This window comes from Streptomyces guryensis (genome assembly GCF_021261325.1).
Lineage (GTDB): Bacteria > Actinomycetota > Actinomycetes > Streptomycetales > Streptomycetaceae > Streptomyces > Streptomyces guryensis.
In genome coordinates, this window is record NZ_JAJSBI010000013.1 from 231,510 (window position 1) to 253,582 (window position 22,073).

A 22,073-nucleotide genomic window follows, 5' to 3' on the forward strand; every position below is an offset into this window, starting at 1 on the left:
CATCTGGTGCGGAGGGCGCAAGCCGACGGTTACTCCGGCTGGTGTTCCGGGCCTCCGAAGTCCGGGCTGGTGTAGTCCGGGCTGGTGAAGCTCGGACGCGAGCCGGGGGCCGAGCCGTCGTCCGGGCTGCTGAAGCCCGGTCGGCCGTAGCCGAGGTGAGGCATGCGGCCGGTCGACGTCGGCGGGGTGACGCTCTGCAGCGCCACGGCGGAGCCGGGGTCGGCGAGTGCCTCCCGCAGGAACGGCATGATGCCGCGCTCCAGGAGTGCTTCGCGCCAAGCTTCCCTGGCCAGAGCCACTTCCCCGCTCAGTTCGGCGTAGGGTCCGGACTCGAGCGAGGGCTGGTTGCGCAGGGCGGTGAGCAGCAGCCCGACAGCGGCGACGAGGATCGCGGCCGCGGTCATGGCGCCGAACACCCAACCGGCGGTGATCATGGTCTTGCCGAACATCTGTTTAGGCTCGAGGCTCCTGATGATGTACCCGACGAGCAGGAAGATCACCGCAGCTGTTCCGGCGAGGACGGGGGTGAGGACGGCGGCGACGGCGACGGCGCCCGCGCCCGCCGGCTCGGCGGCCTCGCCGAGGGTGGTGGCGAGCCCCATCGCCGCCGCACCCGGCTCCGCAGAGCCGGTTTCGCGGGTGGACGGCGGGGTGGACGGCGCCGGCTGGCGCAGTTCCTCGCGAACCTTCACGTAGTGCTGGTACTCGGCCGCCGCGGCCACCGTGATGAGTGCGGTGGCGTTGAGCGCCATGGTGCGCAGCTGTTCGGGGTTGAGCCGCTTACCGACAGCGGCCAGTTCCGGACGGTTTGGGGCGGAGCGCAGCGCCTCATCGAGGACCCGCTCGTACTCCTGGCGGTCCTCGCTCAGCAGGTGCTGCGGAACGCTGTTCATGTGCATCCCCCGATGCTCCGTAGGGCTTGGGGCTCGCATGCCAACGAGCCGTCGGGCAGAAACGGAGGGGAGCCTGCTACGGATAAGCCGATGGTAGAGCGGCGACGGCACACGGTGACAGGGGGTTTGAAGAAATTGGGCCCTGGCCTGCGCCGTTTATCGCGACTCCTCCATGGGGGACCCCTGCCCTGTGAACGTTCAGATATCCAGGGGCAGTTGCTGGACCAGCAGTTTTCCGGCCATGGTCACTCCGCCGTCCATCGCGATCGCGAGGCCCTCTGCGTAGACGTGCGGTCCTTCGACCACGGGACCTGCGCTGTCCTCGCCGTCCTCGGAGCCGACCTCGCCCAGCAGATACGGGATGGGGCTGTGACCGTGAACAATCCGCGTGCCACCGTACGTATCCAGCAGGGAGCGTACGGCGTCTGCACCGCCCTCGTCGCGGAAGGAGAACCGCTTGGTGAACTTGCGGAACAGATCCCAGCACTCGTCCGCGTCGTTGCGCGTGAGCGTTTCGCGGACGGTGTCGTTGACGGCCTCGATCGAGTCGCCGTAGTCGAGGTAGGCGGTGGTGTCGGAGTGGACGAGCAGATAGCCGTCGACCTCCTCGATGGCGTCCAGGCGGGCCATCCACTGGAGGTGATGGTCCTGGAGGCGGTCCATGTCGGTCTTCTGGCCGCCGTTGAGCAGCCAGGCCGCCTGGAAGGTGGCAGTGCCCGCCCCGGAGTTGACGGGGGTGTCCACGAACCGCTTGGCGCCCAGCAGCAGCAGCTCGTGGTTGCCCATGAGCGCCTTGCAGTAGCCGCCTGCCGCGGCCGCCTCCGCGGACAGGCGCATCACGAGGTCGATGACGCCGATGCCGTCCGGGCCGCGGTCGGTGAAGTCGCCGAGGAACCACAGTCGGGAGGTGCCCGCGCACCAGTTCCCCGCGGCGTCGACGAGACCCTGCTCCTGTAGGGCGGCCACCAACTCGTCGAGATAGCCGTGCACATCACCGACGACGTACAGCGGGCCCGCGCCGTCCGTCTGCTGCGGGACCGGGAGGGATGCGGGGTCGACGGTCACCTGGAGAGTGTCCCCGCGGTTGACGACCGGGAGGTCGCGCTGTGTCGGCGTGTACCCCTCCGGGTGGTCGGCCGGCTCCTCGACGGGTCTGGCGACGTCGCCTGGGTGTGTGCTGTGGCCGTACGGACCGGTCTCGTGGACATATGCCGGCACCCGGAAGTCGCGCAACGTCGCCGTTCGCTCCGTCTCGGGTCCCTGACCGGCCCCCTGAGTCATCAGACCCCTCCACCATCGCGCCGCATCTGCACCGCATCGGACTGCCTGGTCGCAGCGGCCCAGCGGTGTCGTGGGCCCATCATAGGAATGCCGATCGCGCCATGTGATGACCCAGGGGTGGTGAATCGGAGGAAGAGTCCAGTTCACCGCGGCTTTCGCCCCGATTGGGCAGGGCTTCGACCGTCTGCTGACGGCCTCTGTTCTACTCCTCTTCGGGCGACCGCGGCGCGCTGACCGTCGTACGCGGCGGACGTCGCTGGGACGAGGTGCGCACGATCAGCTCCGTCGGTATCACCTGCTCGACCGGTTGGTCCGATTCGACCCCCTCGATCGCGTCGATGAGGAGCTGCACCACAGCCGTGCCGATGCGGCGCGGCTTCAGTGAGAGTGTGGTGATGGGCGGTTCGGTGTTGGCGTACACGGTGGATTCGCTGCAGCAGACCAGAAGCAGGTCGTCCGGTACGCGCAGGCCGTAGCGGCGGGCCGCGGCGAGCAGGTCGGTGCCGTTCGGGTCGAACAGGCCGTAGACGGCGTCGGGCCGGTCGGGGCGGGCAAGCAGCCGGTCGGCGGCGACGGCGCCGGCACACGGGTCGTGTGCCGGGTAGGACTCGTACACCGGGTCCTGTCCGACACGTTCGCACCAGCGCAGGTACGCCGTGGTTGACAGGTGGGTGTACGTGTCGGTCGATGTCCCCGTCAGCAGTCCGATGCGGCGTGCGCCGGCGTCGGCCAGGTGGTCGAGGATGCCGAGTACGGCGGCTTCATGGTCGTTGTCGACCCAGGCCGTGACCGGGAGCGAGCCTGCCGGGCGCCCGTCGGAGACGACGGGCAGACCCTGCCGGACCAGTTCGCTGACGACCGGGTCCTGGTCGGAGGGGTCGATGACGACCGTGCCGTCCAGCGCCACGTTCGACCACACGTCGTGGCGGGAGGTCGCGGGCAGGATGACCAGGGCGTAACCGCGGGCGAGCGCCGCCGAGGTGGCGGCTCGGGCCATCTCGGCGAAGTACGCGAACTCGGTGAAGGTGAAAGGTTCATCCCCGTATGTCGTCACGGTCAGGCCGATGAGGCCCGACTTGCCGGTACGGAGGGTTCGGGCCGCCGCCGACGGGCGATAACCCAGCCGGTCGGCGACCTCGCGGACATGGCGCCGGGTGGCGTCCGGGAGCCGGCCCTTGCCGTTGAGGGCGTCGGAGACGGTCGTGATGGAGACTCCGGCGGCGGCGGCAACGTCTCTGATGCCCGCCCGGCCCGGCCGGCTTCCTCGGCGTGAGGTTTCCGCGCGGCTCACCTGGTGCTTCCCTGCTGCTGTCATGGCGAGCCGATAGTAGGGCTCATCGACTGGGGTAGGGCGGACGCATATGCGCGCGTTGACAGGCACGTTTCTGCAAGGTCATTTACCGTCAACTACCTTTGAAACAAAGTCAGTTGAACGATCCAATGGGACTACGTAACTTGTCGGCGCGCATGGGCCTGCCAAGTCCCCGATGTTTCGAAGAGGTCTCAACTCACCTGCACGGGTGATGCGCGCCAGGGCGTGAGCCACCGGCGCATAGATATATGTGACCGCGCCCCACGATTCGTCTGCCTACGGGTGGTGATGCCCCTGATGTGCGTGTGACGGATGAGGTCTGCCCTGAGCTGTACGCAGCGGTGCCGAATCCTCATAAGGTGAGCAGTATTGGAAGCCGGTGGTGGTCATGAGGAGGACTGCGGTGAGCGAGACGAGCCCCAAGCTGCGCGCCGAGCTGGAGGGTATCCCCACCTACAAGCCGGGAAAGAGAGCTGCGGCCGGCGGCCCGGTGGCCTACAAGCTGTCCTCCAACGAGAACCCGTATCCGCCGCTGCCCGGTGTGATGGAGACGGTGACGGCCGCGGTCTCGTCCTTCAACCGTTACCCGGACATGGCCTGTACGGGTCTGATGAGCGAGCTGTCGGACCGATTCGGGGTCCCGCTCTCCCACCTGGCCACCGGTACGGGTTCGGTGGGCGTCGCCCAGCAGCTGATCCAGGCGACCAGTGGCCCCGGTGACGAGGTCATCTATGCCTGGCGGTCTTTCGAGGCGTATCCGATCATCACGCAGATCAGCGGCGCGACCTCGGTGCAGGTGCCGCTGACCCCGGGCGATGTGCACGACCTGGACGCGATGGCGGACGCGATCACCGACCGGACGCGTCTTGTCTTCGTCTGCAACCCGAACAACCCGACCGGCACGGTGGTACGGCGGGCCGAGCTGGAGCGGTTCCTCGACCGGGTGCCGGGCGATGTACTGGTCGTGCTGGACGAGGCGTACCGCGAGTTCATCCGCGACGCCGAGGTGCCGGACGGCGTGGAGCTGTACCGCGAGCGGCCGAATGTCTGCGTGCTGCGCACGTTCTCCAAGGCGTACGGTCTCGCGGGCCTGCGTGTCGGTTTCGCGATCGCGCATGAGCCGGTGGCGGCGGCGCTGCGCAAGACGGCGGTGCCGTTCGGCGTGAGCCAGCTTGCGCAGGAGGCGGCCATCGCCTCGCTCCGGGCCGAGGACGAGCTGCTCGGCCGGGTCGGTTCCCTGGTCTGCGAGCGGAACCGCATGGTCGACGGGTTGCGCGCCCAGGGCTGGACCGTGCCCGAGACCCAGGCCAACTTCGTGTGGCTGCGGCTGGGGGAGAGCACGGTCGCGTTCGCGGCGGCGTGCGAGCAGCACGGTGTGGTGGTCCGGCCGTTCCCGGGCGAGGGTGTGCGGGTGACAGTCGGGGAGACCGAGGCGAACGACATCTTCCTGAAGGTGGCGGAAGGCTTCCGCAAGGAGCTCTGAGCCGGCGTTACTCGTCTACGAGTTCCACCCGCACGGGGTCGCCGTCGCGGACTGTGGCGAGGAGCCCGGGGTCGCCGTCGAGGCGGCCCAGGACGTTGCACGGGCTCGCGAGGCGGCACTCTCTCCCAAACTCCGTTCGGGGGACCCCCAGCCTCGCGAGATCGGAGTGGGGCCGTAGGGGAGTGCGAGGGCGTCGCCGTCGGTCCAGAAAGCGACCGTTCCGGGGGCCACGACCTGTAGAGCCGTTGTTTCACGTGGAACAGAGACGCCCGTGTGGAAGTAGACCTCCTCGCCCCAGGTGCGGGCGGTGGAGGCGAGCGGCAGTGCCTTGGCGAGAGCCTGGGGGGTCGGAGTGTCGTCGAGGGTCGCGGTGAGGTGGCCTGCGGGCCACGAGATCCGTATCTGCACGGCAGGAAATTCAACAATATGTTGAAGTCGCTGCCAAGGGGGTGACGTGACGCAGGAGACAGGACCCCGCTGCTGATCGGCGAAAACAGGTGCGTCATAATTGCTTGTGAATGTGAACGCTTTCACAAGCGGTTAGGAGTGGCGACGTGAACCTGGCTCTGGCGCCAGAGACATTGGCGCGCTGGCAGTTCGGCATCACCACCGTCTACCACTTCCTCTTCGTCCCCCTGACGATCTCGCTCGCCGCCCTCACGGCCGGCCTGCAGACCGCCTGGGTGCGCACGGAGAAGGAGAAGTACCTCAGAGCCACCAAGTTCTGGGGCAAGCTCTTCCTGATCAACATCGCGATGGGTGTGGTCACCGGCATCGTGCAGGAGTTCCAGTTCGGCATGAACTGGTCCGACTACTCGCGCTTCGTCGGTGACGTCTTCGGCGCCCCACTTGCCTTCGAGGCCCTGATCGCGTTCTTCTTCGAGTCGACCTTCATCGGTCTGTGGATCTTCGGCTGGGACAAGCTGCCCAAGAGGATTCATCTGGCCTGCATCTGGATGGTCTCGATCGGCACGATCCTGTCGGCGTACTTCATCCTCGCGGCCAACTCCTGGATGCAGCACCCTGTCGGCTACCGGATCAACAAAGCGAAGGGGCGTGCCGAGCTCACCGACTTCTGGCACGTGCTCACCCAGAACACCGCGCTCGCCCAGGCGTTTCACACGCTCTCCGCCTCCTTCCTGACCGGCGGTGCGTTCATGGTCGGCATCGCGGCCTTCCACCTGTTCCGCAAGAAGCACGTCTCCGTGATGAAGAGCTCGCTGCGGCTGGGGCTGGTCACCGTCGTCATCGCCGGTCTGCTCACCGCGATCAGCGGCGACACGCTCGGCAAGGTCATGTTCAAGCAGCAGCCGATGAAGATGGCTGCCGCCGAGGCGCTGTGGGACGGCCAGAACTCCGCGCCGTTCTCGATCTTCGCGTACGGCGATGTCAGCAAGGGCCACAACTCCGTCGAACTGTCGGTGCCCGGCCTGCTGTCGTTCCTCGCCGACGACAACTTCAACTCGTATGTCCCCGGCATCAACGACACCAACAAGGCCGAGCAGGAGAAGTACGGTCCCGGCGACTACCGGCCCATCATCCCCGTCACCTTCTGGGCGTTCCGCTGGATGATCGGCTTCGGCATGGCGTCCTTCGCCATCGGCCTGGTCGGACTCTGGCTGACCCGCAAGAAGTTCATGCTGCCGCAGCATCTGCGGGTCGGCGACGACGAGGTGCCGCATCTGGTCCTCTTCAGGAACAAGGCGCTCAGCCCCAAGCTCAGCAGGCTGTACTGGCTGGTGGCGATCTGGACCCTCGGCTTCCCGCTGATCGCCAACTCATGGGGCTGGATCTTCACCGAGATGGGCCGACAGCCGTGGGTCGTCTACGGCGTCCTGCAGACCCGGCACGCGGTCTCCCCCGGTGTCTCCCAGGCCGAGGTCCTCACCTCGATGATCGTCTTCACCACGCTCTACGCCATCCTCGCCGTCGTCGAGGTCAAGCTGCTCGTGAAGTACGTCAAGGCCGGCCCGCCTGAGCTCACCGAGGCCGACCTCAACCCGCCCACGAAGATCGGCGGCGACACCCGTGACGCCGACAAGCCGATGGCCTTCTCGTACTAGGCCGAGGGAGATCGAGTCATGGAACTTCACGACGTCTGGTTCGTTCTGATCGCCGTCCTGTGGACCGGCTACTTCTTCCTGGAGGGCTTCGACTTCGGGGTCGGCATCCTCACCAAGCTGCTGGCTCGGAACCGTCCGGAGAGGCGGGTACTGATCAACACCATCGGGCCCGTGTGGGACGGAAACGAGGTGTGGCTGCTCTCGGCGGGTGGTGCGACCTTCGCCGCTTTCCCCGACTGGTACGCCACGCTGTTCTCCGGTTTCTACCTGGCGCTGCTCATGATCCTGGTCTGTCTGATCGTGCGCGGAGTCGCCTTCGAGTACCGGGCGAAGCGCCCCGAGGAGAACTGGCAGCGCAACTGGGAGACCGCGATCTTCTGGACCTCGCTGATCCCGGCATTCCTGTGGGGTGTGGCCTTCGGCAACATCGTGCGCGGCGTGAAGATCGACAAGAATTTCGAGTACGTCGGCACCTTTTGGGACCTGCTCAACCCGTACGCGCTGCTCGGCGGTCTGGTGACGCTGACCCTCTTCACCTTCCACGGGGCCGTGTTCACGGCGCTCAAGACGGTCGGTGACATCCGGGAGCGGGCGCGGAAGCTCGCGACGGTGGTCGGTCTCGTCACCGCTGTGCTGGCACTGGTCTTCCTGCTGTGGACACAGGTCGACAGCGGCGACGGCAAGAGCCTGGTGGCGCTCGTCGTGGCCGTGGCGGCTCTGGTCGCCGCCCTGGCGGCGAATCAGGCCGGGCGCGAGGGCTGGTCGTTCGCACTGTCGGGGATCACGATCGTGGCCGCCGTGGCGATGCTCTTCCTGTCGCTCTTCCCGAACGTCATGCCGTCGTCGCTCAACGGGGACTGGAGCCTTACGGTCACCAACGCCTCGTCGAGCCCCTACACCCTGAAGATCATGACTTGGTGCGCGGGGATCGCCACGCCGATCGTCCTGCTCTACCAGGGGTGGACCTACTGGGTGTTCCGCAAGCGGATCGGTACGCAGCACATCGCAGACGCTGTGCACTGATTCCGAGTTGGCCATGTTTCACGTGAAACATGGCCCTTGAGAAGAGGGTGTGTTTCACGTGAAACCGATCGACCCGCGATTGCTCCGCTACGCCCGTGCCACCCGCCTCTTCCTGGTGGCGGTCGTCGGTCTGGGCGTGGTCGGAGCGGCGCTGGTCATCGCCCAGGCGATGCTGATCGCCGAGGTGGTGGTGGGTGCCTTCCAGCGCGGGATGTCGGCTGGTGAACTCGGCACTCCCCTGATGCTGTTGGCGGCCGTCGCCTGTGGCCGTGCGCTGGTCTCGTGGCTCACCGAGCTCGCGGCGCACCGGGCGAGCGCGGCGGTGAAGTCGGAGCTGCGGGGACGGCTGCTGGAGCGTTCCGTGGAGCTGGGCCCGGGATGGCTGAGCGGACAGCGGACCGGGTCCCTCGTTGCCCTCGCCACCCGTGGAGTCGACGCCCTCGACGACTACTTCTCGCGTTATCTGCCGCAGTTGGGACTTGCGGTGGTCGTGCCGGTGGCGGTGCTGGCCCGGATCGTCACCGAGGACTGGGTATCGGCGGCGATCATCGTGGGGACCCTGCCGCTCATCCCGGTGTTCATGGTCCTGATCGGCTGGGCCACGCAGTCCCGCATGGACCGTCAGTGGCGGCTGCTGTCCCGGCTGTCCGGACACTTCCTGGATGTGGTCGCAGGGCTGCCCACCTTGAAGGTGTTCGGGCGCGCCAAGGCGCAGGCCGAGTCGGTCAAGCGCATCACCGGCGAGTACCGGCAGGCGACCATGCGGACGCTGCGGATCGCCTTCATCTCGTCATTCGCGCTGGAGCTGCTCTCCACGCTGTCCGTGGCTCTGGTCGCCGTGACGATCGGCATGCGGCTCGTGCACGGCGAGATGGACCTGTACATCGGGCTCGTCATCCTTGTCCTCGCGCCCGAGGCATATCTGCCCTTGCGTCAGGTCGGTGCGCAGTACCACGCGGCGGCGGAGGGGCTTGCGGCGGCCGAGGAGATCTTCGCGGTCCTGGAGACTCCTGTGCCGCCGTCGGGAGTGGGGAGCGTTCCGGCGGGCGGTATTGCCTTCGAGGGAGTGACGGTTCGGTATCTCGGCCGGTCCGAGGACGCCGTGTCGGACGTGTCCTTCGCCGTCGAGCCGGGCGAGACCGTCGCGCTCGTCGGGCCGAGCGGCGCGGGCAAGTCGACGCTGCTGAACACCCTGCTGGGGTTCGTGCGGCCGGCTGAAGGACGGGTGCGGGTCGGGGGAGTCGATCTCGCTGACGTCGATCTTGAGCAGTGGAGGTCGAGGATCGCCTGGGTGCCGCAGCGGCCGCGTCTGTTCGCCGGGACACTCGCTGAGAACGTACGGCTGGCCAGGCCTGACGCCGACGACAGCGCCGTACGCAAAGCGTTGAGCGAAGCCGGGGCGCTGGAGTTCGTGGACGCGCTGCCCCAGGGAGCCGAGACCGTGCTCGGGGAGGACGGGGCCGGGCTGTCCGCCGGTCAGCGGCAGCGACTCGCGCTGGCCCGGGCGTTCCTCGCTGACCGACCGGTGCTGCTGCTCGATGAGCCGACGGCCGCCCTGGACGGAGCCATCGAGGCCGCGGTCGTGGATGCGGTACGGCGGCTGGCGGTGGGGCGGACGGTGCTGCTGGTGGTGCACCGGCCGGCACTGCTGGCGGTTGCGGACCGGGTGGTACGGCTGGATACAGCGGATACAGCGGATAAGGAGGGGACCGCGGGTACGACGGCGACGCTGGAGGGATCCGTGTCCCCCGCAGCTTCCGTGGTGGCGGGTGTTGTGACATCCGAGGTTCGCCCGGTCGAGACCGCTCCTCCCGCTCCGGAGGAGGCCGGGACGACCGGTCCCACGACGGGGCCGCGCCCCGTCCTCACCCGAGTCCGTGCCATGTCCGGCCCCCGGCACAGCCGTCTGGCACTCGCCCTGCTCCTCGGCAGCCTTGCGCTCGGCAGCGCCGTCGGGCTCATGGCCACCTCCGGGTGGCTCATCTCGCGGGCCTCACAGCAGCCGCCCGTGCTGTATCTGATGGTGGCCGTGACGGCGACACGGGCCTTCGGCATCGGGCGGGCCGTCTTCCGCTATGCCGAGCGGCTCGTGTCCCACGACGCGGTGCTGCGGATGCTCGCCGACACCAGGGTCGCCGTCTACCGGCGGCTGGAACGACTGGCCCCCGCCGGGCTGCGCAGCACCCGCCGGGGCGACCTGCTCTCGCGGCTCGTCGCCGACGTGGACGCGCTGCAGGACTACTGGCTGCGCTGGCTGCTGCCCGCCGGTTCCGCGGCGATCGTGTCCGCCGCGGCCGTCGGCTTCACGACCTGGCTGCTGCCCGAGGCCGGTGTCGCGCTCGCCGCCGGGCTGGTGGCGGCCGGAGTCGGTGTCCCGCTGGTCACCGGCGCTGTGTCCCGCCGCGCCGAACGCAGGCTGGCCCCTGCTCGAGGAGTGCTCGCGACGCGCGTGACCGATCTGCTGACCGGCACCGCGGAGCTGACCGTCGCCGGCGCCCTGCCGGCTCGTACCGCCGAGGCACGGCGAGCCGACGGCACGCTCACCTGGATCGCCTCGCGAGCCGCCAACGCCACCGCGCTCGGTGACGGACTCACCGCGCTGCTCTCCGGCCTTACGGTTGCCGCCACCGCCCTCGTGGGCGCCCAGGCGGTCGCCGACGGGCGGCTGGGCGGTGTGGCGATGGCCGTCGTCGTCCTGACCCCGCTGGCCGCCTTCGAGGCGGTCCTCGGGCTGCCGCTCGCCGTGCAGTACCGGCAACGGGTGCGCAGAAGCGCGGAGCGCGTGTACGAGGTCCTGGACGCGCCCGAGCCGGTCCGGGAGCCGGAACAGCCCCTGCAAGCCCCCGCCTCCCCCTTCCCGGTCGTTCTGAAGGGGCTGACCGCCAGGTACGAAGGACAGGACCGGGGAGCACTCGACGGCCTCGACCTGACCCTCCATCAGGGGCGACGCATCGCCGTCGTCGGGCCGTCCGGATCCGGCAAGACGACGATGGCGCAGGTGCTGCTGCGGTTCCTGGACGCGGAAACGGGCTCGTACACGCTGGCCGGCGTGGACGCCCACGCGCTCGACGGCGACGACGTACGACGACTCGTCGGGCTGTGCGCCCAGGACGCGCACCTCTTCGACAGCTCGGTACGCGAGAACCTGCTGCTGGCGAAGAAGGACGCCACCGAGGGCGACCTGCGCGACGCGTTGGCCCGGGCCCGGCTGCTGGGCTGGGCCGAGAGTCTGCCCGACGGGCTGGACACGCTGGTCGGTGAACACGGGGCCCGGCTGTCGGGCGGACAGCGTCAGCGGCTCGCACTGGCCCGCGCACTGCTCGCCGACTTCCCCGTCCTGGTCCTCGACGAGCCCGCCGAACACCTCGACCTGCCGACGGCCGACGCCCTCACCGCCGACCTGCTGGCCGCCACCGAGGGCCGTACGACACTGCTCATCACACACCGGCTGGCCGGCCTGGAGGCGGTCGACGAGGTCGTCGTACTGGACGAGGGGCGGCTGGTGCAGCGCGGGACGTACGCCGAACTGGCCGCCGTACCGGGGCCGTTGCGGGAGATGGTGGAACGGGAGACGGAGACGGAGCTGCTGGTCGGAGCGGCGTAGGGGAGGGCGGCCTGCGCGGAGCGGCAGGCGCCTGGCTGACTTGTCACGATCCATCCCGCACTGAGCCATCCGGGGTGCTGTTTCCCCCAGGCGTAGGACTTGAACATGACCCGTCCCGATGGGGCAGGTCACGATCGCTGACATGCGCTCATTCCGCCGTCATCCGCTGCTCGCTCCGGCCTTGTTGTGTGCGCTCCTCCTGCTGGTGGCCCGGCCCGCCGACGCCGTGGGCGTGGGCGACGGAGACGGGATCGGCGACAGCTCCGGCCTCAGCACCCAGGTCGCGCAGCTCTACGAGGATGCGGCACTGGCGACGCAGCAGTACGAAGCGGGGCGCCAGGAGGCCGAGGTACGGCGGGCGCAGGCCGAGCAGGCCCAGGCGCTGCTCGACGGGGAACGGAGGGAGATCGCCGGCCTGCACGATGACCTGGGCCGGATGGCGCGCGCCCAGTACCGCACTGGTGGTGCTCTCCCGGTGGCCGCGCAATTGATTCTCGCGGACAGCCCGGACGCACTGATGCGCGGCCAGCACGTTCTTGCGCAGGCCAATCTGGCGCTGGCCGACTCCGTCGGCAGGAGCCGGCGGGCCGAGGCGCGGTTCGCCGCCGACGAGGAGAAGGCCAAGGCGGCGTGGCAGGCGCTGGAGAAGCGGAACACCGAACTCGCCGCCGTGAAGGACACGATCGAGCGGAAACTCGAGGAGGCACGTGGGCAGTTGCAGGGGCAGGCGGAGGCTTCGGTCGCGGCCGGCAGCTGCCGCGGCTCCGTCCGGCTGGACCAGCCGAAGAGGAGCTTCACGCAGCCGTGGGTCGCCCCCGTGGAGACGTACGAGCTGTCAGCGGGTTTCGGCAGCGGCGGCGACCGGTGGGCGAACCGGCATACCGGGCAGGACTTCGCGGTGCCCATCGGCACGCCGGTGCGGGCGGTCGGCGCGGGACGCGTGGTGAGCGTGTCGTGCGGAGGCGCCTTCGGCATCGAGATCGTGATCCGGCACCCGGGCGGTTACTACACGCAGTACGCCCATCTCGCCGCCGTCGCCGTCGACCAGGGCGAGCGGGTGGACACGGGGCAGTGGATCGGCCAGTCGGGCACCACCGGCAACTCCACCGGCCCACATCTGCACTTCGAGGTACGGGTCACGCCGCAGATGGGCTCCGCGGTGGATCCGGTGCCATGGCTGGCGGCACGAGGCGTCCCCCTCGCATGACCACCAGGACGCCCAGGACGACCAGGACGACCAGGACGACCAGGATCACCGCGGGCGGCTAACGCCGCTCTGTCAGCATCCGCTCGATGACGAGCGCGACCCCGTCGTCGTTGTTGGCGACGGTGCGGCCCGACGCCGCGGCGATGACGTCCGGATGCGCGTTGCCCATCGCGTAGGACCGGCCCGCCCAGGTGAGCATCTCGACGTCGTTCGGCATGTCCCCGAAGGCGACGACCTCCTCGTGCGAGATACCGCGCTCGGCGCAGCACAGGGCGAGCGTGCTCGCCTTGGAGACACCGGGGCCGCTGATCTCCAGCAGGGCGCTGGGGCTCGAGCGGGTGACGTTGGCCCGGTCGCCGATGGCGAGACGGGCGGTGGTGAGGAAAACGTCCGGGTCGAGGGTCGGGTGGTAGGCAAGGATCTTCAGCACCGGCTCGGCGGCGCCGGGGCCCTCCGCCGCCAGCAGATCCTCGGCCGGCATGAGGTTGTCCGGGATCTCCATGTGCAGCTTCGGATAGTCCGGCTCCTGGTGGAAGCCGTACGTCTGCTCCACCGCGTACACCGTGCCCGGAGCCGCGTCGCGCAGCAGCCGTACGGCGTCCAGCGCGTTGTCCCGGGCCAGCTCCCGCACCTTCACGAACCGGTGGGCGCCGGGGCCGCCGTGCAGGTCGACCACGGCCGCGCCGTTTCCGCAGATCGCCAGGCCGTGGCCGTGGACGTGGTCGCTGACGACGTCCATCCAGCGGGCCGGGCGGCCGGTGACGAAGAAGACCTCGATGCCCGCATCCTCGGCGGCGGCGAGGGCCGCGACCGTACGCGGGGAGACCGACTTGTCGTCCCGCAGGAGAGTGCCGTCGAGATCGGTGGCTATGAGCCGCGGCGGAACGGCGGCGGCCGGGGTCTCGGGCTGTCGAGTCGCTGAGGTCACCCGCCCATTCTCCCGCATATGCCTGCACGGCCGTGCGGGAGTGCGCACATGTGAGTGGTTACCGTCCTCAGCGCCGCCACAGCCCGCCCGCTCAGCCGAGCTGTGCCGCGGCCTCCATGGCGATCTGCTCGAAGACCTTCTCGTCCGCGGCGAAGTCGGAGTCGGGGACGGGCCAGTGGAGCACGATCTCCGTGAAGCCCAGCTCCCGGTACCGGCCCGCGAAGTCCACGAACGCGTCGAGCGACTCCAGAGGCCGGGCACGGTCCGGGGTGAAGCCGGTGAGCAGGACCTTGTCCAGCCCGGTCACGTCCCGGCCGATCTCGGCGCAGGCGTCGGCCAGCTTCTCGGCCTGGCCACGAATGGCTTGAACCGACTGTTCGGAAGTGCCGTTCTCGTACAGCCTGGGGTCGCCCGTGGTCACCCATGCCTGCCCGTACCGCGCGGCCAGCCGCATTCCGCGCGGGCCTGTCGCCGCCACCGTGAATGGCAGCCGGGGGCGCTGCACACAACCCGGTATGTTGCGCGCCTCGTGCGCCGAGTAGAAGTCGCCTTCGTAGGACACCCCGTCCTTGCCGTCCTCGGTCAGCAGCCGGTCCAGGAGCTGGACGAACTCGGCGAACCGCTCCGCGCGCTCCCGCGGGGTCCAGGGCTCCTGCCCCAGCACGGTGGCGTCGAAGCCGTTGCCACCCGCGCCGACGCCGAGGGTGAACCGGCCCGAGGAGATGTCGTCGAGGGAGATCAGCTCCTTCGCGTACGGCACCGGGTGGCGGAAGTTCGGCGAGCCCACTCCGTGCTCATACCATCGGTCCCATGCGACGACCCAGGCCCCACGAGCCGACCATAACCCCAGGTGAGCCGGCGGCTCTCTACTGCCGGATATCCCAGGCGGACGACGACGACCAGACCGGCGTCGATCGGCAGGAACGTATCTGCAGGGAGATCGCCGAGCGCCGGGGGCTCACCATTGACCCTGCCCACGTCTTCGTCGACAACAGCCGGTCGGCTTGGAGCCGGGGGCGTAAGCGGCCGGGCTGGGATCAGCTCCTGGAACGCGCCCAGCGGCGTGAGTTTCAGCACGTCATCGCGTATCACCCAGACCGGCTGATGCGGCAGCCGAGGGACCTGGAGGAACTGCTCCAGGTCTCGGACGAGCACCAGATCATGCTGCACGGCGAGGCGAACCGGCGGAATCTCTCGGACCCCGACGACCGGTTCATCCTGCGGATCGAGGTCGCGCATGCCTGCCGATCGTCAGACGACACCTCGCGGCGGCTGAAGTCGGCGCTGAAGGAGCGCGCCGAGACCGGCCTTCCGCACTCGGGCAAGCGCCGCTTCGGATACGAGGCCGACGGCATGACCATCCGGGAGGACGAGGCCGAGATCGTCCGCGAGGTCTTCGACCGCTACCTCAAGGGGCAGAGCCCGAGCGCGATCGCCCTGGTCCTCCACAAGCGCGGCATTAAGACCGTGTACGGCAAGGAGTGGACGCAGGGGACGGTCCGCGCCCTCCTCGACTCCCGACATGTTGCCGGCATCCGTATGCATCAGGGCGAGGAGGTCGGGCTGGGCAAGTGGCTCGCGATCATCGACCAGGGGGTGTGGGAGGAGACCCGGGCACGGCGCGAGTACCGGTCCGCCGTGCACCAGACGAACCTGGAGCTGCGGCGCTTCTACCTGCTGCGCGGCCTGGTCATGTGCTCGCGCTGCGGCACCCTGATGTCCGGCACGAAGATCGGCGGGGTGCCGTCGTACCTGTGTACGCGCAGGAGCCGCAACGGTGAGAAGAAGTGCGTGCGGCGAATCGCCGCGGTGAAGCTGGAGGAGTTCGTCACGGAAGCGGCCATCGATCTGCTCGGCAGGCTCACCGTCTCCGGCCAGCTCGCGTCGACCGTGATGCCAGACACGGCGGCGGAGTCCGTCGAGGCCGACCAGCGGCAGCTCGACGAGCTGAACGGGATGTGGACCGCGAAGGAGATCTCCACGGCGGAGTACCGCAGGATGCGCAAGGAGATCACCGATCGCATCGCCAAGGCCCAGCGCCGCCTCGTCGTACGGCCGATGAAGCTGCTCGACGGACTGACGGGGCCTGGCGCGAAGGCTGCCTGGAACGCCGAGGAGATGACGGACGAGCGGCGCAACGCGGTGCTGCGGTTCCTGTTCGCCGGGGTGGTGATAGACGCTTCCGGCAAGCCGAGTGGGGTCTTCGACTGGGATCGGATCGCCATCGAGCAGAACCCGCTGTAGGCGAGGCAATGAGGCGAGAGCCAGGGGGCACTCCTGGGCACGGCGGCGGAGCAACATAGCAGCAGATCGCCGGTTACCCAAACCGGCGAATCTCCGGACACTGAAGGTCGCCTCGGAGGACCTGCCAGTCCTTCGTACGCGGCACGCACGGCCCTGGCGTTGGAGCGCCTCGGGCCAGGCGCGCGACCGACCGCCCATCGAACGACCGGCGGTGCGGAGTCTGCCAGCCCCGCACCGCCAGCAAGGACTCGCTCATGCCCCTGCCGTCCGCCCGCCAAGACGCCGTAGCCGCCCCGCGGACGCCGAGCCGCCGCGAAGCCCAGGCGGCAGCCCGTACCCAAGCCCTGACGCGCGTGTGCGCCGGATTCACGACGACCATCAGCCCGCACAGTGCCGCGCGGCTGGCCGACCTGATGTCGACCACGACGTACGCGAAGGCCGCATAGCGGCAGCCGCAGACATGGGAGCGGCCCCCGGCGTTGGAGCGCCGAAGGCCGTAACGACTCCCAGACGACCGCCCATAAACGATCTGCCCCGGTGCCGGGACTGCCATCCCGTACGGCACCGAGTGAGGAAGTTCTGTGCCCCAGGGTACGTTCCAGCCCGCCCGTACCGCATCCCCGCAGACGAGTTCCCGGTTCGACACCGGCGAGGGACCTGGTCTGCCCATGCCGCCCCACCACCTGGAGGCGGAGCAGGCCGTCCTCGGCGCCTGCATGTACAGCTCGGCAGCTGTTGACGCCGCCCGCCCGATCCTGCAGGCCGCCGACTTCTACCGCCCGGCGCACGCCGACATCTGGCGCTGCGTGCTCTCCCTGCGTGACGAGGGCTCGCCGACCGACCCCATCGCGCTCGGCGAGGAGCTCGGCCGGATCGGTGCCCTCACCCGCGTCGGCGGTGCCTCCTACCTGCACATCCTCGCCAGCGCGACGCCGGGACCGGCCAACTGCGACTACTACGCCGAGATCGTGCGGGAGAAGGCCGAACTGCGCCGCCTGCAGGCGGCGGCAGTGCAGACCCTGCAGCAGAGCGTCTCCGAGGGCGCCGACCCCGACCAGATACGCGCGCAGTTGCAGAGCGCCCTGGACACGACTGCCGGGCGAGGACCATCCGGCAATGGCAGGCTCGGCCAGTTTGCCGTCGATGGTTGGGATTTCCTCAACGACTACGGCGCCCAGGTCCCGCCGATCTGGGGCACGCCCGAGCAGACGGCGTGGGCGACCGGCGAGAGCATGATGTTGGTCGGCCCGCCGGGAGTCGGCAAGAGCACCATCGCGCACCAGCTCGTCATGGCCAGGCTCGGCTTCCAGAGGCTGGTGCTCGGTATGCCGGTCACCGAGGGCAGGCGCGTGCTGTACCTCGCGATGGACCGGCCTCCGCAGATCGCCCGCGCCCTGCGGCGCCTGGTACGCGACGTCGACGAGGAGATCCTCCGGGACCGCCTGGTGGTCTGGGCCGGACCGCTGCCGGCCACGCTCGACCGCGAGCCGAACCTCCTCGCCGAACTTGCCGCCCACCATGATGCGGACACCGTCGTCATCGACAGCATCAAGGACATCGTCGGCAAGCTCACCGACGACGAGGCCGTCGGCGCGTACAACCGGGCCCGGCAGCAGCTTCTCCGTTCCGGCGCGGAACTGCTGGAGCTTCACCACCAGCGCAAGGCCACTGCCGACGCCAAGCCAGGCGGACGTCCGACCCTGGACAGGGTGTACGGCACCACCTGGTTCACCGCCGGTGCCGGCAGCGTGATGATCCTCAGCGGGGGAGCGGGCAACACGGTGGTCGAACTCCATCACGCCAAGACGGTGACCGGTGAGATCGGCCCGCTTACGGTGATCCACGATCACCAGCGCGGTACGTCGAGGGTCGACGAGCCCCTCGACCCGTACAAGCTCCTGCGCGACGCGACCAACGGCCTGACCAGCAAGGAGCTGGCAGCCCAGATGACCGGTGAGCCGGACCCGAGCGCCAAGGACCAGGAGAAGGCGCGGCGGGTGCTGAAGGGCCTGTACGAGGCCGGGCAGGCCACCAAGGACCAGGAGCTCGGCGGCAACCGTCAGGTGCGGTATCGGGCCAGGGCCCGGCACATGGCCGCCGTCTCCTGACGAATCGGGGACCGGCGGACGGGAGCTCCGGCACCGGAACCGTCGGCTCACGCGAGCACTCACGGGCCGCTCCCCGAAGAACGGCCCACACGCCCCTCACACGGCTCACGCCGCCGAGGGAAGTGCAGGTCAGAAGCTCACGCGGGCCCGCACACACCTCACACCACCGGTCACTCACGCGCGGTCCCCTCCTTGTAGAGGGAGCCGCGTGGGAGCCGACGAGAAACGAACGCCTCTTACGTCTCCTCCACGAGCCGTCCGCACTGCCCCGGAGAAGCCTGCGTCCGGTACGGCACATCAAGCCCCCTGCCGTACCGGCCCTGACCTGCGCTTGCAACGGCCAAGACGGATCACACCGCCAAAACCCAGGAGTACCCCGCTTGAACCTCTCCGCACCCACACCCGCACCTACCGACAGGGGGCACCGCCCCGACGAAGGGCGGCTGTCGATGACCAAGCAGGACGCCGAGCGGTACGCGCTCGTCGCGGCCGGAGTTGTCATCGTGGCCCTGACCATGGCCGGATTCTGGCTGTCCTACGCGCATCTCGCCGAGGTCGCCGGCCAGCACGGGCTGCGCAGCTCTCCCGCCCGCCGCTGGGTCTGGCCGGCGACCCTGGATGCGTTCATCGTCGCGGGTGAATTGCTCATGCTCCGCGCCGGCCTGCGCAGGGTGACCGACAGGTGGGCGATCGCCCTTACGGCCACCGGGTCGGTCGGTTCCATCGCGCTCAACGTGGCCGGGGTCAACGGCACGGGCAGTGCGGGCACCGTGCCGCTGCTCGACTACGTGGTGGCCGCGGTTCCCCCGACCGCCGCACTGCTGGCCTTCGGTGTCCTGAGGCGGCAGATCCACCAGCTCGTCGACCAGCCTGCGGGCCATCTGGATCCCGCCCCGGCCCAGACGTCGGAACCACCGGTCACCGCCCCCGCCGAGCCCGTCCAGCCCGCCGCGCCGCCGCCCGCCGTGCCCGCCCAGCCGAGGGAGCCACCTTCCGAGATTGCGGAGAGCAGGCCGCGCGGTGGCCGTCCGCCCAGCGCCACGCTTGAGGAACTCGTGGAGACCGGCCGGATCGCCCTCGCCGAGCACGGCACGCTCACCCGGTCACTGCTCCGAAAGGCCGTCAAGGCCAAGGGGCTGACGATCAGTAGCGAGCGGCAAACCGACGTGATGGCCATCCTCCGGCCCGAAATCGAAGCCGCCGCCGAGACCGGTCCGGACAGCGGCTGACCGGAATCCCTACGGGGTGACCGGAACCCGTCCGGTCACCCCGGCCAGCCAGTCACCAGCTCACTCAATCGCCCTGCTTATCCACACCTGTGGATGGCGGCTTGCCGCCAGCATTCGGCCCAGCCCCTCCCCAGCGACCCGCCTGCCATTCCCGCCCCTTCCGGAGACCGTCCGTGACTCACCATCTGCCCCTCCCCGATCAAACGCCCGACGAGCCGCTGTCCCAGGCGAAGTCGCCTACGCTGATGAACCGTCTGCGGCGTGCGTTCGGACGGGGTGCTCCTGGCGGAGCCAGTAGTACCCCGAGTCCGACTCAAGGCCGGTCTTCGGGGATCTCCGCCCCGGGGGTGGCGGAGGAGGCCCAGCGCCAGGGGGCGCCAGGCCAGGACGTCGGGGCCGAGGGCGGCCCCGACGAGGACACACTCCACACCGTCCAGCGCGAGACCCTCCGCCCCGTACGCGCCACCGACACCGCTGAGAGCGTCGGCGGTGAGCCTGTCGCGAAGAGCGTCCAGCCCACGATCCGCCGCTTCACCGGCACTAAGCGCGTCGCCCGCGTCGGCCCCCTGCGCTTCACCAGCGACGAGCACACCCAACTCCAGGAGGCAGCCGCCGAGCACGGCTACAAGGGCGACTCAGGCTTCGCCGCCGACATCGTCCTCGCCTTCGTCACCGGCCGGTTCACCGCCAACCTGCCCCTGTCCGAGGACCGCCGCCGCACCCACGTCTTCCGCGCCCAGGTCCTGCGCCAGCTCAACCGGATCGGCGTCAACGTCAACCAGATCGCCCGCGCCCTCAACAGCGACCTCACCCCACCCGACATCCGCCAACGCCTCACCGAACTCCACCAGCTGCTGGAGCTGATCGCCGAGGCCCTGCGCCAGCCAGCCGAGCAGACCGAGCCGACCAAGCCGGAAGAAGAGGAACTGTCCGCGTGATCGCCGCCATCAAACCCGCCGGGTCCAATACCCGCGGCCTGCTCGGCTACCTCTACGGACCGGGCCGCCACGACGAGCACCTCGACCCGCACATCGTGGCCGGGTTCGCGATGCTCGGCCTGCCCGACCCCGGCCGCGACGAGAACGCCACCCTCACCGAACTCGCCCGCTACCTCGACGAGCCCGTGCGGCTGCGCAACAACGAGTTCGGCCAGAAGGTCACCGACCACGTCTGGCACTGCCCCGTGCGCGCCGCGCCCGAGGACCGCTACCTCTCCGACGCCGAGTGGGGCGAGATAGCCCAGCGCATCGTCGAGGCGGCCGGCATCGCTCCGCCCGGTGATGACCTGGCCTGTCGCTGGATCGCCGTACGCCATGCCGACGACCACATTCACATCCTCGCCACCACCGTCCGCGAGGACGGCCACCGCCCCAAGCTCCACGACAGCGGCCTGCGCGTCGGCGACGCCTGCCGCGAGATCGAGAAGGACTACGGGCTGCGCCGGCTGAAGAAGGGGGATCGGACTGGTGCCCGTCGGCCTACCCAGGCCGAGATGCACAAGGCCGAACGCCTCGGCTGGGAACAGCTGAGCCGCGAGTGGCTCCAGGACCGCATCCGTGCCGCCATGCCGCACGTGAGCAATGCCGAGGAATTCATCGCCTACCTGGAGGCCGACGGCATCGAGGTCAAGGCCCGGCGCGGCCCGTCGGGCGACCTCCTCGGCTACGCCGTCGGCCGCCCCGGCGACCTTAGCGAGAAGGGTGAGCAGATCTTCCACTCTGGAGGCAAGATCGCTCCCGACCTCTCCCTGCCCAAGATCAAGGCCCGTCTCGAATCCGGCCAGCCTGCAGAGCACCCCATCGCCCGCCGCAACCGCCCCAGTACCCCCTGGCATCAGGCCACGGAAGCACTCGACACGCTCCACACCGACTTCGCCGACGACACCCATGCCCAGGCCCACATCGCCGCCCTCGGCGAGCTGCTCCAAGCCACCGCGCAGAACGCACCCGACAACCTGCGCACCGAACTCCGAGCCGCATCCACGGCGTTTGCCCGCGCCCAGCGCTCCCAGATCCGTGCCGAAGACCGCGCCGCCCACGCCCTGCGCAGCGCAGCCCGCGACATCGTGCACACCGCGACCGGCCCCGACGGCAGCGCCCTGGCCGCCCTGGTCGCGGCCCTCGTCTGGGCCGCCATCGTCGCCGGGCGCTGGCACGAAGCGAAGCACCACGCCCACCAGGCCGATGCCGCCCGCCAAGCCGTCCAGCACCTCCAGACGGCCGCCGACCGCGCACTCGCACCGACGCTCGCCGACCTCACAGCCCGGCCGCCCAGGGATCAAGCCCGCCGCGTTCTCGCGAACGACGTACGAGCAGCTATCCCCGACCAGGCCGAGCGCATCCTCACCGACCCGGCCTGGCCGGCGCTCGTCACCGTCCTCGCCGACGCCGAAGCCCGTGGCCACCAGCCTCACCAGCTCCTCAAGGAGGCTGCCGCCCAGCGCGAGTTGACCACCGCGCGCCAGCCCGCCCGAGTGCTGATCACCCGCATCCAGCACACTGGCCGGAACCCGGCACGCAACCGACTTGCCGAGGCCGCCCGCATGCAGTCGACCATGGCGGGCTCGATCCCGGCCCAGCAGGCCCGAAACGGTCAGCCTCCAGTGGTGACTACGTTGCCTCCCCAACGGCAGCACCGACCGAGCCGGTAGCCGTCGTGTGGGTGCGTCCCGCACCTCGCGGCTTCGCGACGGAGAGTT

The 22,073-nt window shown here is 69.5% G+C and carries 15 protein-coding genes and 2 pseudogenes; 11 read left to right on the forward strand and 6 right to left on the reverse strand.

Annotated elements, in window-relative coordinates:
• Positions 1-29: 29 nt before the first annotated feature.
• From LJ657_RS26000 to LJ657_RS26010, 3 genes are all read right to left on the reverse strand, one after another.
• Positions 30-899: a hypothetical protein gene (locus tag LJ657_RS26000; protein WP_232651159.1), complete on the reverse strand. Its 870-nt coding sequence runs from the start codon at positions 897-899 to the stop codon at positions 30-32.
• A 192-nt stretch (positions 900-1,091) separates the two neighbouring features.
• A complete protein-coding gene (locus LJ657_RS26005; protein ID WP_232651160.1) occupies positions 1,092-2,174 on the reverse strand; it encodes a metallophosphoesterase in 1,083 nt (360 codons plus the stop codon).
• Between the two features lie 202 nt (positions 2,175-2,376).
• Positions 2,377-3,489, reverse strand: coding sequence for a LacI family DNA-binding transcriptional regulator (locus tag LJ657_RS26010; RefSeq protein ID WP_232651161.1), 1,113 nt, complete (start codon positions 3,487-3,489; stop codon positions 2,377-2,379).
• A gap of 400 nt (positions 3,490-3,889) precedes the next feature.
• Between LJ657_RS26010 and hisC the strand changes: the two genes are divergently transcribed.
• Complete coding sequence (gene hisC, locus LJ657_RS26015) at positions 3,890-4,969, forward strand: histidinol-phosphate transaminase (RefSeq protein ID WP_232651162.1); 1,080 nt, start codon at positions 3,890-3,892, stop codon at positions 4,967-4,969.
• A 7-nt stretch (positions 4,970-4,976) separates the two neighbouring features.
• Here hisC and LJ657_RS26020 read toward each other — a convergent pair.
• Positions 4,977-5,377: pseudogene (locus LJ657_RS26020) on the reverse strand (cyclophilin-like fold protein).
• A gap of 146 nt (positions 5,378-5,523) precedes the next feature.
• Between LJ657_RS26020 and LJ657_RS26025 the strand changes: the two are divergent.
• From LJ657_RS26025 to LJ657_RS26040, 4 genes are all read left to right on the forward strand, one after another.
• Entirely contained in the window at positions 5,524-7,032 is a 1,509-nt protein-coding gene (locus LJ657_RS26025) for a cytochrome ubiquinol oxidase subunit I (protein ID WP_232651163.1), read from the forward strand.
• 18 nt (positions 7,033-7,050) lie between these two features.
• Complete coding sequence (gene cydB / locus LJ657_RS26030; protein WP_232651164.1) at positions 7,051-8,055, forward strand: cytochrome d ubiquinol oxidase subunit II; 1,005 nt, start codon at positions 7,051-7,053, stop codon at positions 8,053-8,055.
• 58 nt (positions 8,056-8,113) lie between these two features.
• A complete protein-coding gene (gene cydD, locus LJ657_RS26035) occupies positions 8,114-11,659 on the forward strand; it encodes a thiol reductant ABC exporter subunit CydD (RefSeq protein WP_232651165.1) in 3,546 nt (1,181 codons plus the stop codon).
• A 142-nt stretch (positions 11,660-11,801) separates the two neighbouring features.
• Positions 11,802-12,866, forward strand: coding sequence for a M23 family metallopeptidase (locus LJ657_RS26040; RefSeq protein ID WP_232651166.1), 1,065 nt, complete (start codon positions 11,802-11,804; stop codon positions 12,864-12,866).
• Between the two features lie 58 nt (positions 12,867-12,924).
• Here the strand turns inward: LJ657_RS26040 and LJ657_RS26045 are convergent, their stop codons facing one another.
• Together LJ657_RS26045 and LJ657_RS26050 are read right to left on the reverse strand one after the other, a co-directional pair.
• On the reverse strand, positions 12,925-13,812 hold the full coding sequence (locus tag LJ657_RS26045; RefSeq protein ID WP_232651167.1) for an HAD hydrolase family protein: 888 nt from the start codon (positions 13,810-13,812) through the stop codon (positions 12,925-12,927).
• 73 nt (positions 13,813-13,885) lie between these two features.
• A pseudogene (locus tag LJ657_RS26050) lies at positions 13,886-14,581 on the reverse strand (LLM class flavin-dependent oxidoreductase); the annotation flags it as partial.
• A gap of 23 nt (positions 14,582-14,604) precedes the next feature.
• On the opposite strand from LJ657_RS26050, the gene LJ657_RS26055 reads away from it, so the two are divergent.
• The 6 genes from LJ657_RS26055 (at position 14,605) to LJ657_RS26080 (ending at position 22,025) form a co-directional block, all read left to right on the forward strand.
• Positions 14,605-16,038, forward strand: a complete 1,434-nt coding sequence (locus LJ657_RS26055; protein WP_232651168.1) for a recombinase family protein — start codon at positions 14,605-14,607, stop codon at positions 16,036-16,038.
• Positions 16,039-16,292: 254 nt separating this feature from the next.
• The gene (locus LJ657_RS26060; protein ID WP_232651169.1) at positions 16,293-16,484 is read left to right on the forward strand and encodes a hypothetical protein; all 192 of its coding nucleotides are present in this window, start codon (positions 16,293-16,295) and stop codon (positions 16,482-16,484) included.
• 135 nt (positions 16,485-16,619) lie between these two features.
• Positions 16,620-18,146 (forward strand): DnaB-like helicase N-terminal domain-containing protein, encoded by a 1,527-nt coding sequence (locus tag LJ657_RS26065; RefSeq protein ID WP_232651170.1) that lies wholly within the window; start codon positions 16,620-16,622, stop codon positions 18,144-18,146.
• 449 nt (positions 18,147-18,595) lie between these two features.
• Positions 18,596-19,375: a DUF2637 domain-containing protein gene (locus tag LJ657_RS26070; RefSeq protein WP_232651171.1), complete on the forward strand. Its 780-nt coding sequence runs from the start codon at positions 18,596-18,598 to the stop codon at positions 19,373-19,375.
• Positions 19,376-19,722: 347 nt separating this feature from the next.
• A complete protein-coding gene (locus LJ657_RS26075; protein ID WP_232651172.1) occupies positions 19,723-20,313 on the forward strand; it encodes a MobC family plasmid mobilization relaxosome protein in 591 nt (196 codons plus the stop codon).
• Positions 20,310-22,025: a relaxase/mobilization nuclease domain-containing protein gene (locus tag LJ657_RS26080; protein ID WP_232651173.1), complete on the forward strand. Its 1,716-nt coding sequence runs from the start codon at positions 20,310-20,312 to the stop codon at positions 22,023-22,025. Before LJ657_RS26075 ends, LJ657_RS26080 begins: the two co-directional genes overlap by 4 nt.
• Positions 22,026-22,073: the final 48 nt, after the last annotated feature.

Bases quoted from the DNA above. Each gene is read 5' to 3' on its own strand.
- LJ657_RS26000 (WP_232651159.1), bottom strand. From the start codon at position 899: ATGCACATGAACAGCGTTCCGCAGCACCTGCTGAGCGAGGACCGCCAG.
- LJ657_RS26045 (WP_232651167.1), bottom strand. From the start codon at position 13,812: ATGCGGGAGAATGGGCGGGTGACCTCAGCGACTCGACAGCCCGAGACC.
- LJ657_RS26060 (WP_232651169.1), top strand. From the start codon at position 16,293: ATGCCCCTGCCGTCCGCCCGCCAAGACGCCGTAGCCGCCCCGCGGACG.
- LJ657_RS26070 (WP_232651171.1), top strand. From the start codon at position 18,596: ATGACCAAGCAGGACGCCGAGCGGTACGCGCTCGTCGCGGCCGGAGTT.
- cydB (WP_232651164.1), top strand. From the start codon at position 7,051: ATGGAACTTCACGACGTCTGGTTCGTTCTGATCGCCGTCCTGTGGACC.
- LJ657_RS26010 (WP_232651161.1), bottom strand. From the start codon at position 3,489: ATGACAGCAGCAGGGAAGCACCAGGTGAGCCGCGCGGAAACCTCACGC.
- LJ657_RS26005 (WP_232651160.1), bottom strand. From the start codon at position 2,174: ATGACTCAGGGGGCCGGTCAGGGACCCGAGACGGAGCGAACGGCGACG.
- LJ657_RS26055 (WP_232651168.1), top strand. From the start codon at position 14,605: ATGCGACGACCCAGGCCCCACGAGCCGACCATAACCCCAGGTGAGCCG.
- LJ657_RS26040 (WP_232651166.1), top strand. From the start codon at position 11,802: ATGCGCTCATTCCGCCGTCATCCGCTGCTCGCTCCGGCCTTGTTGTGT.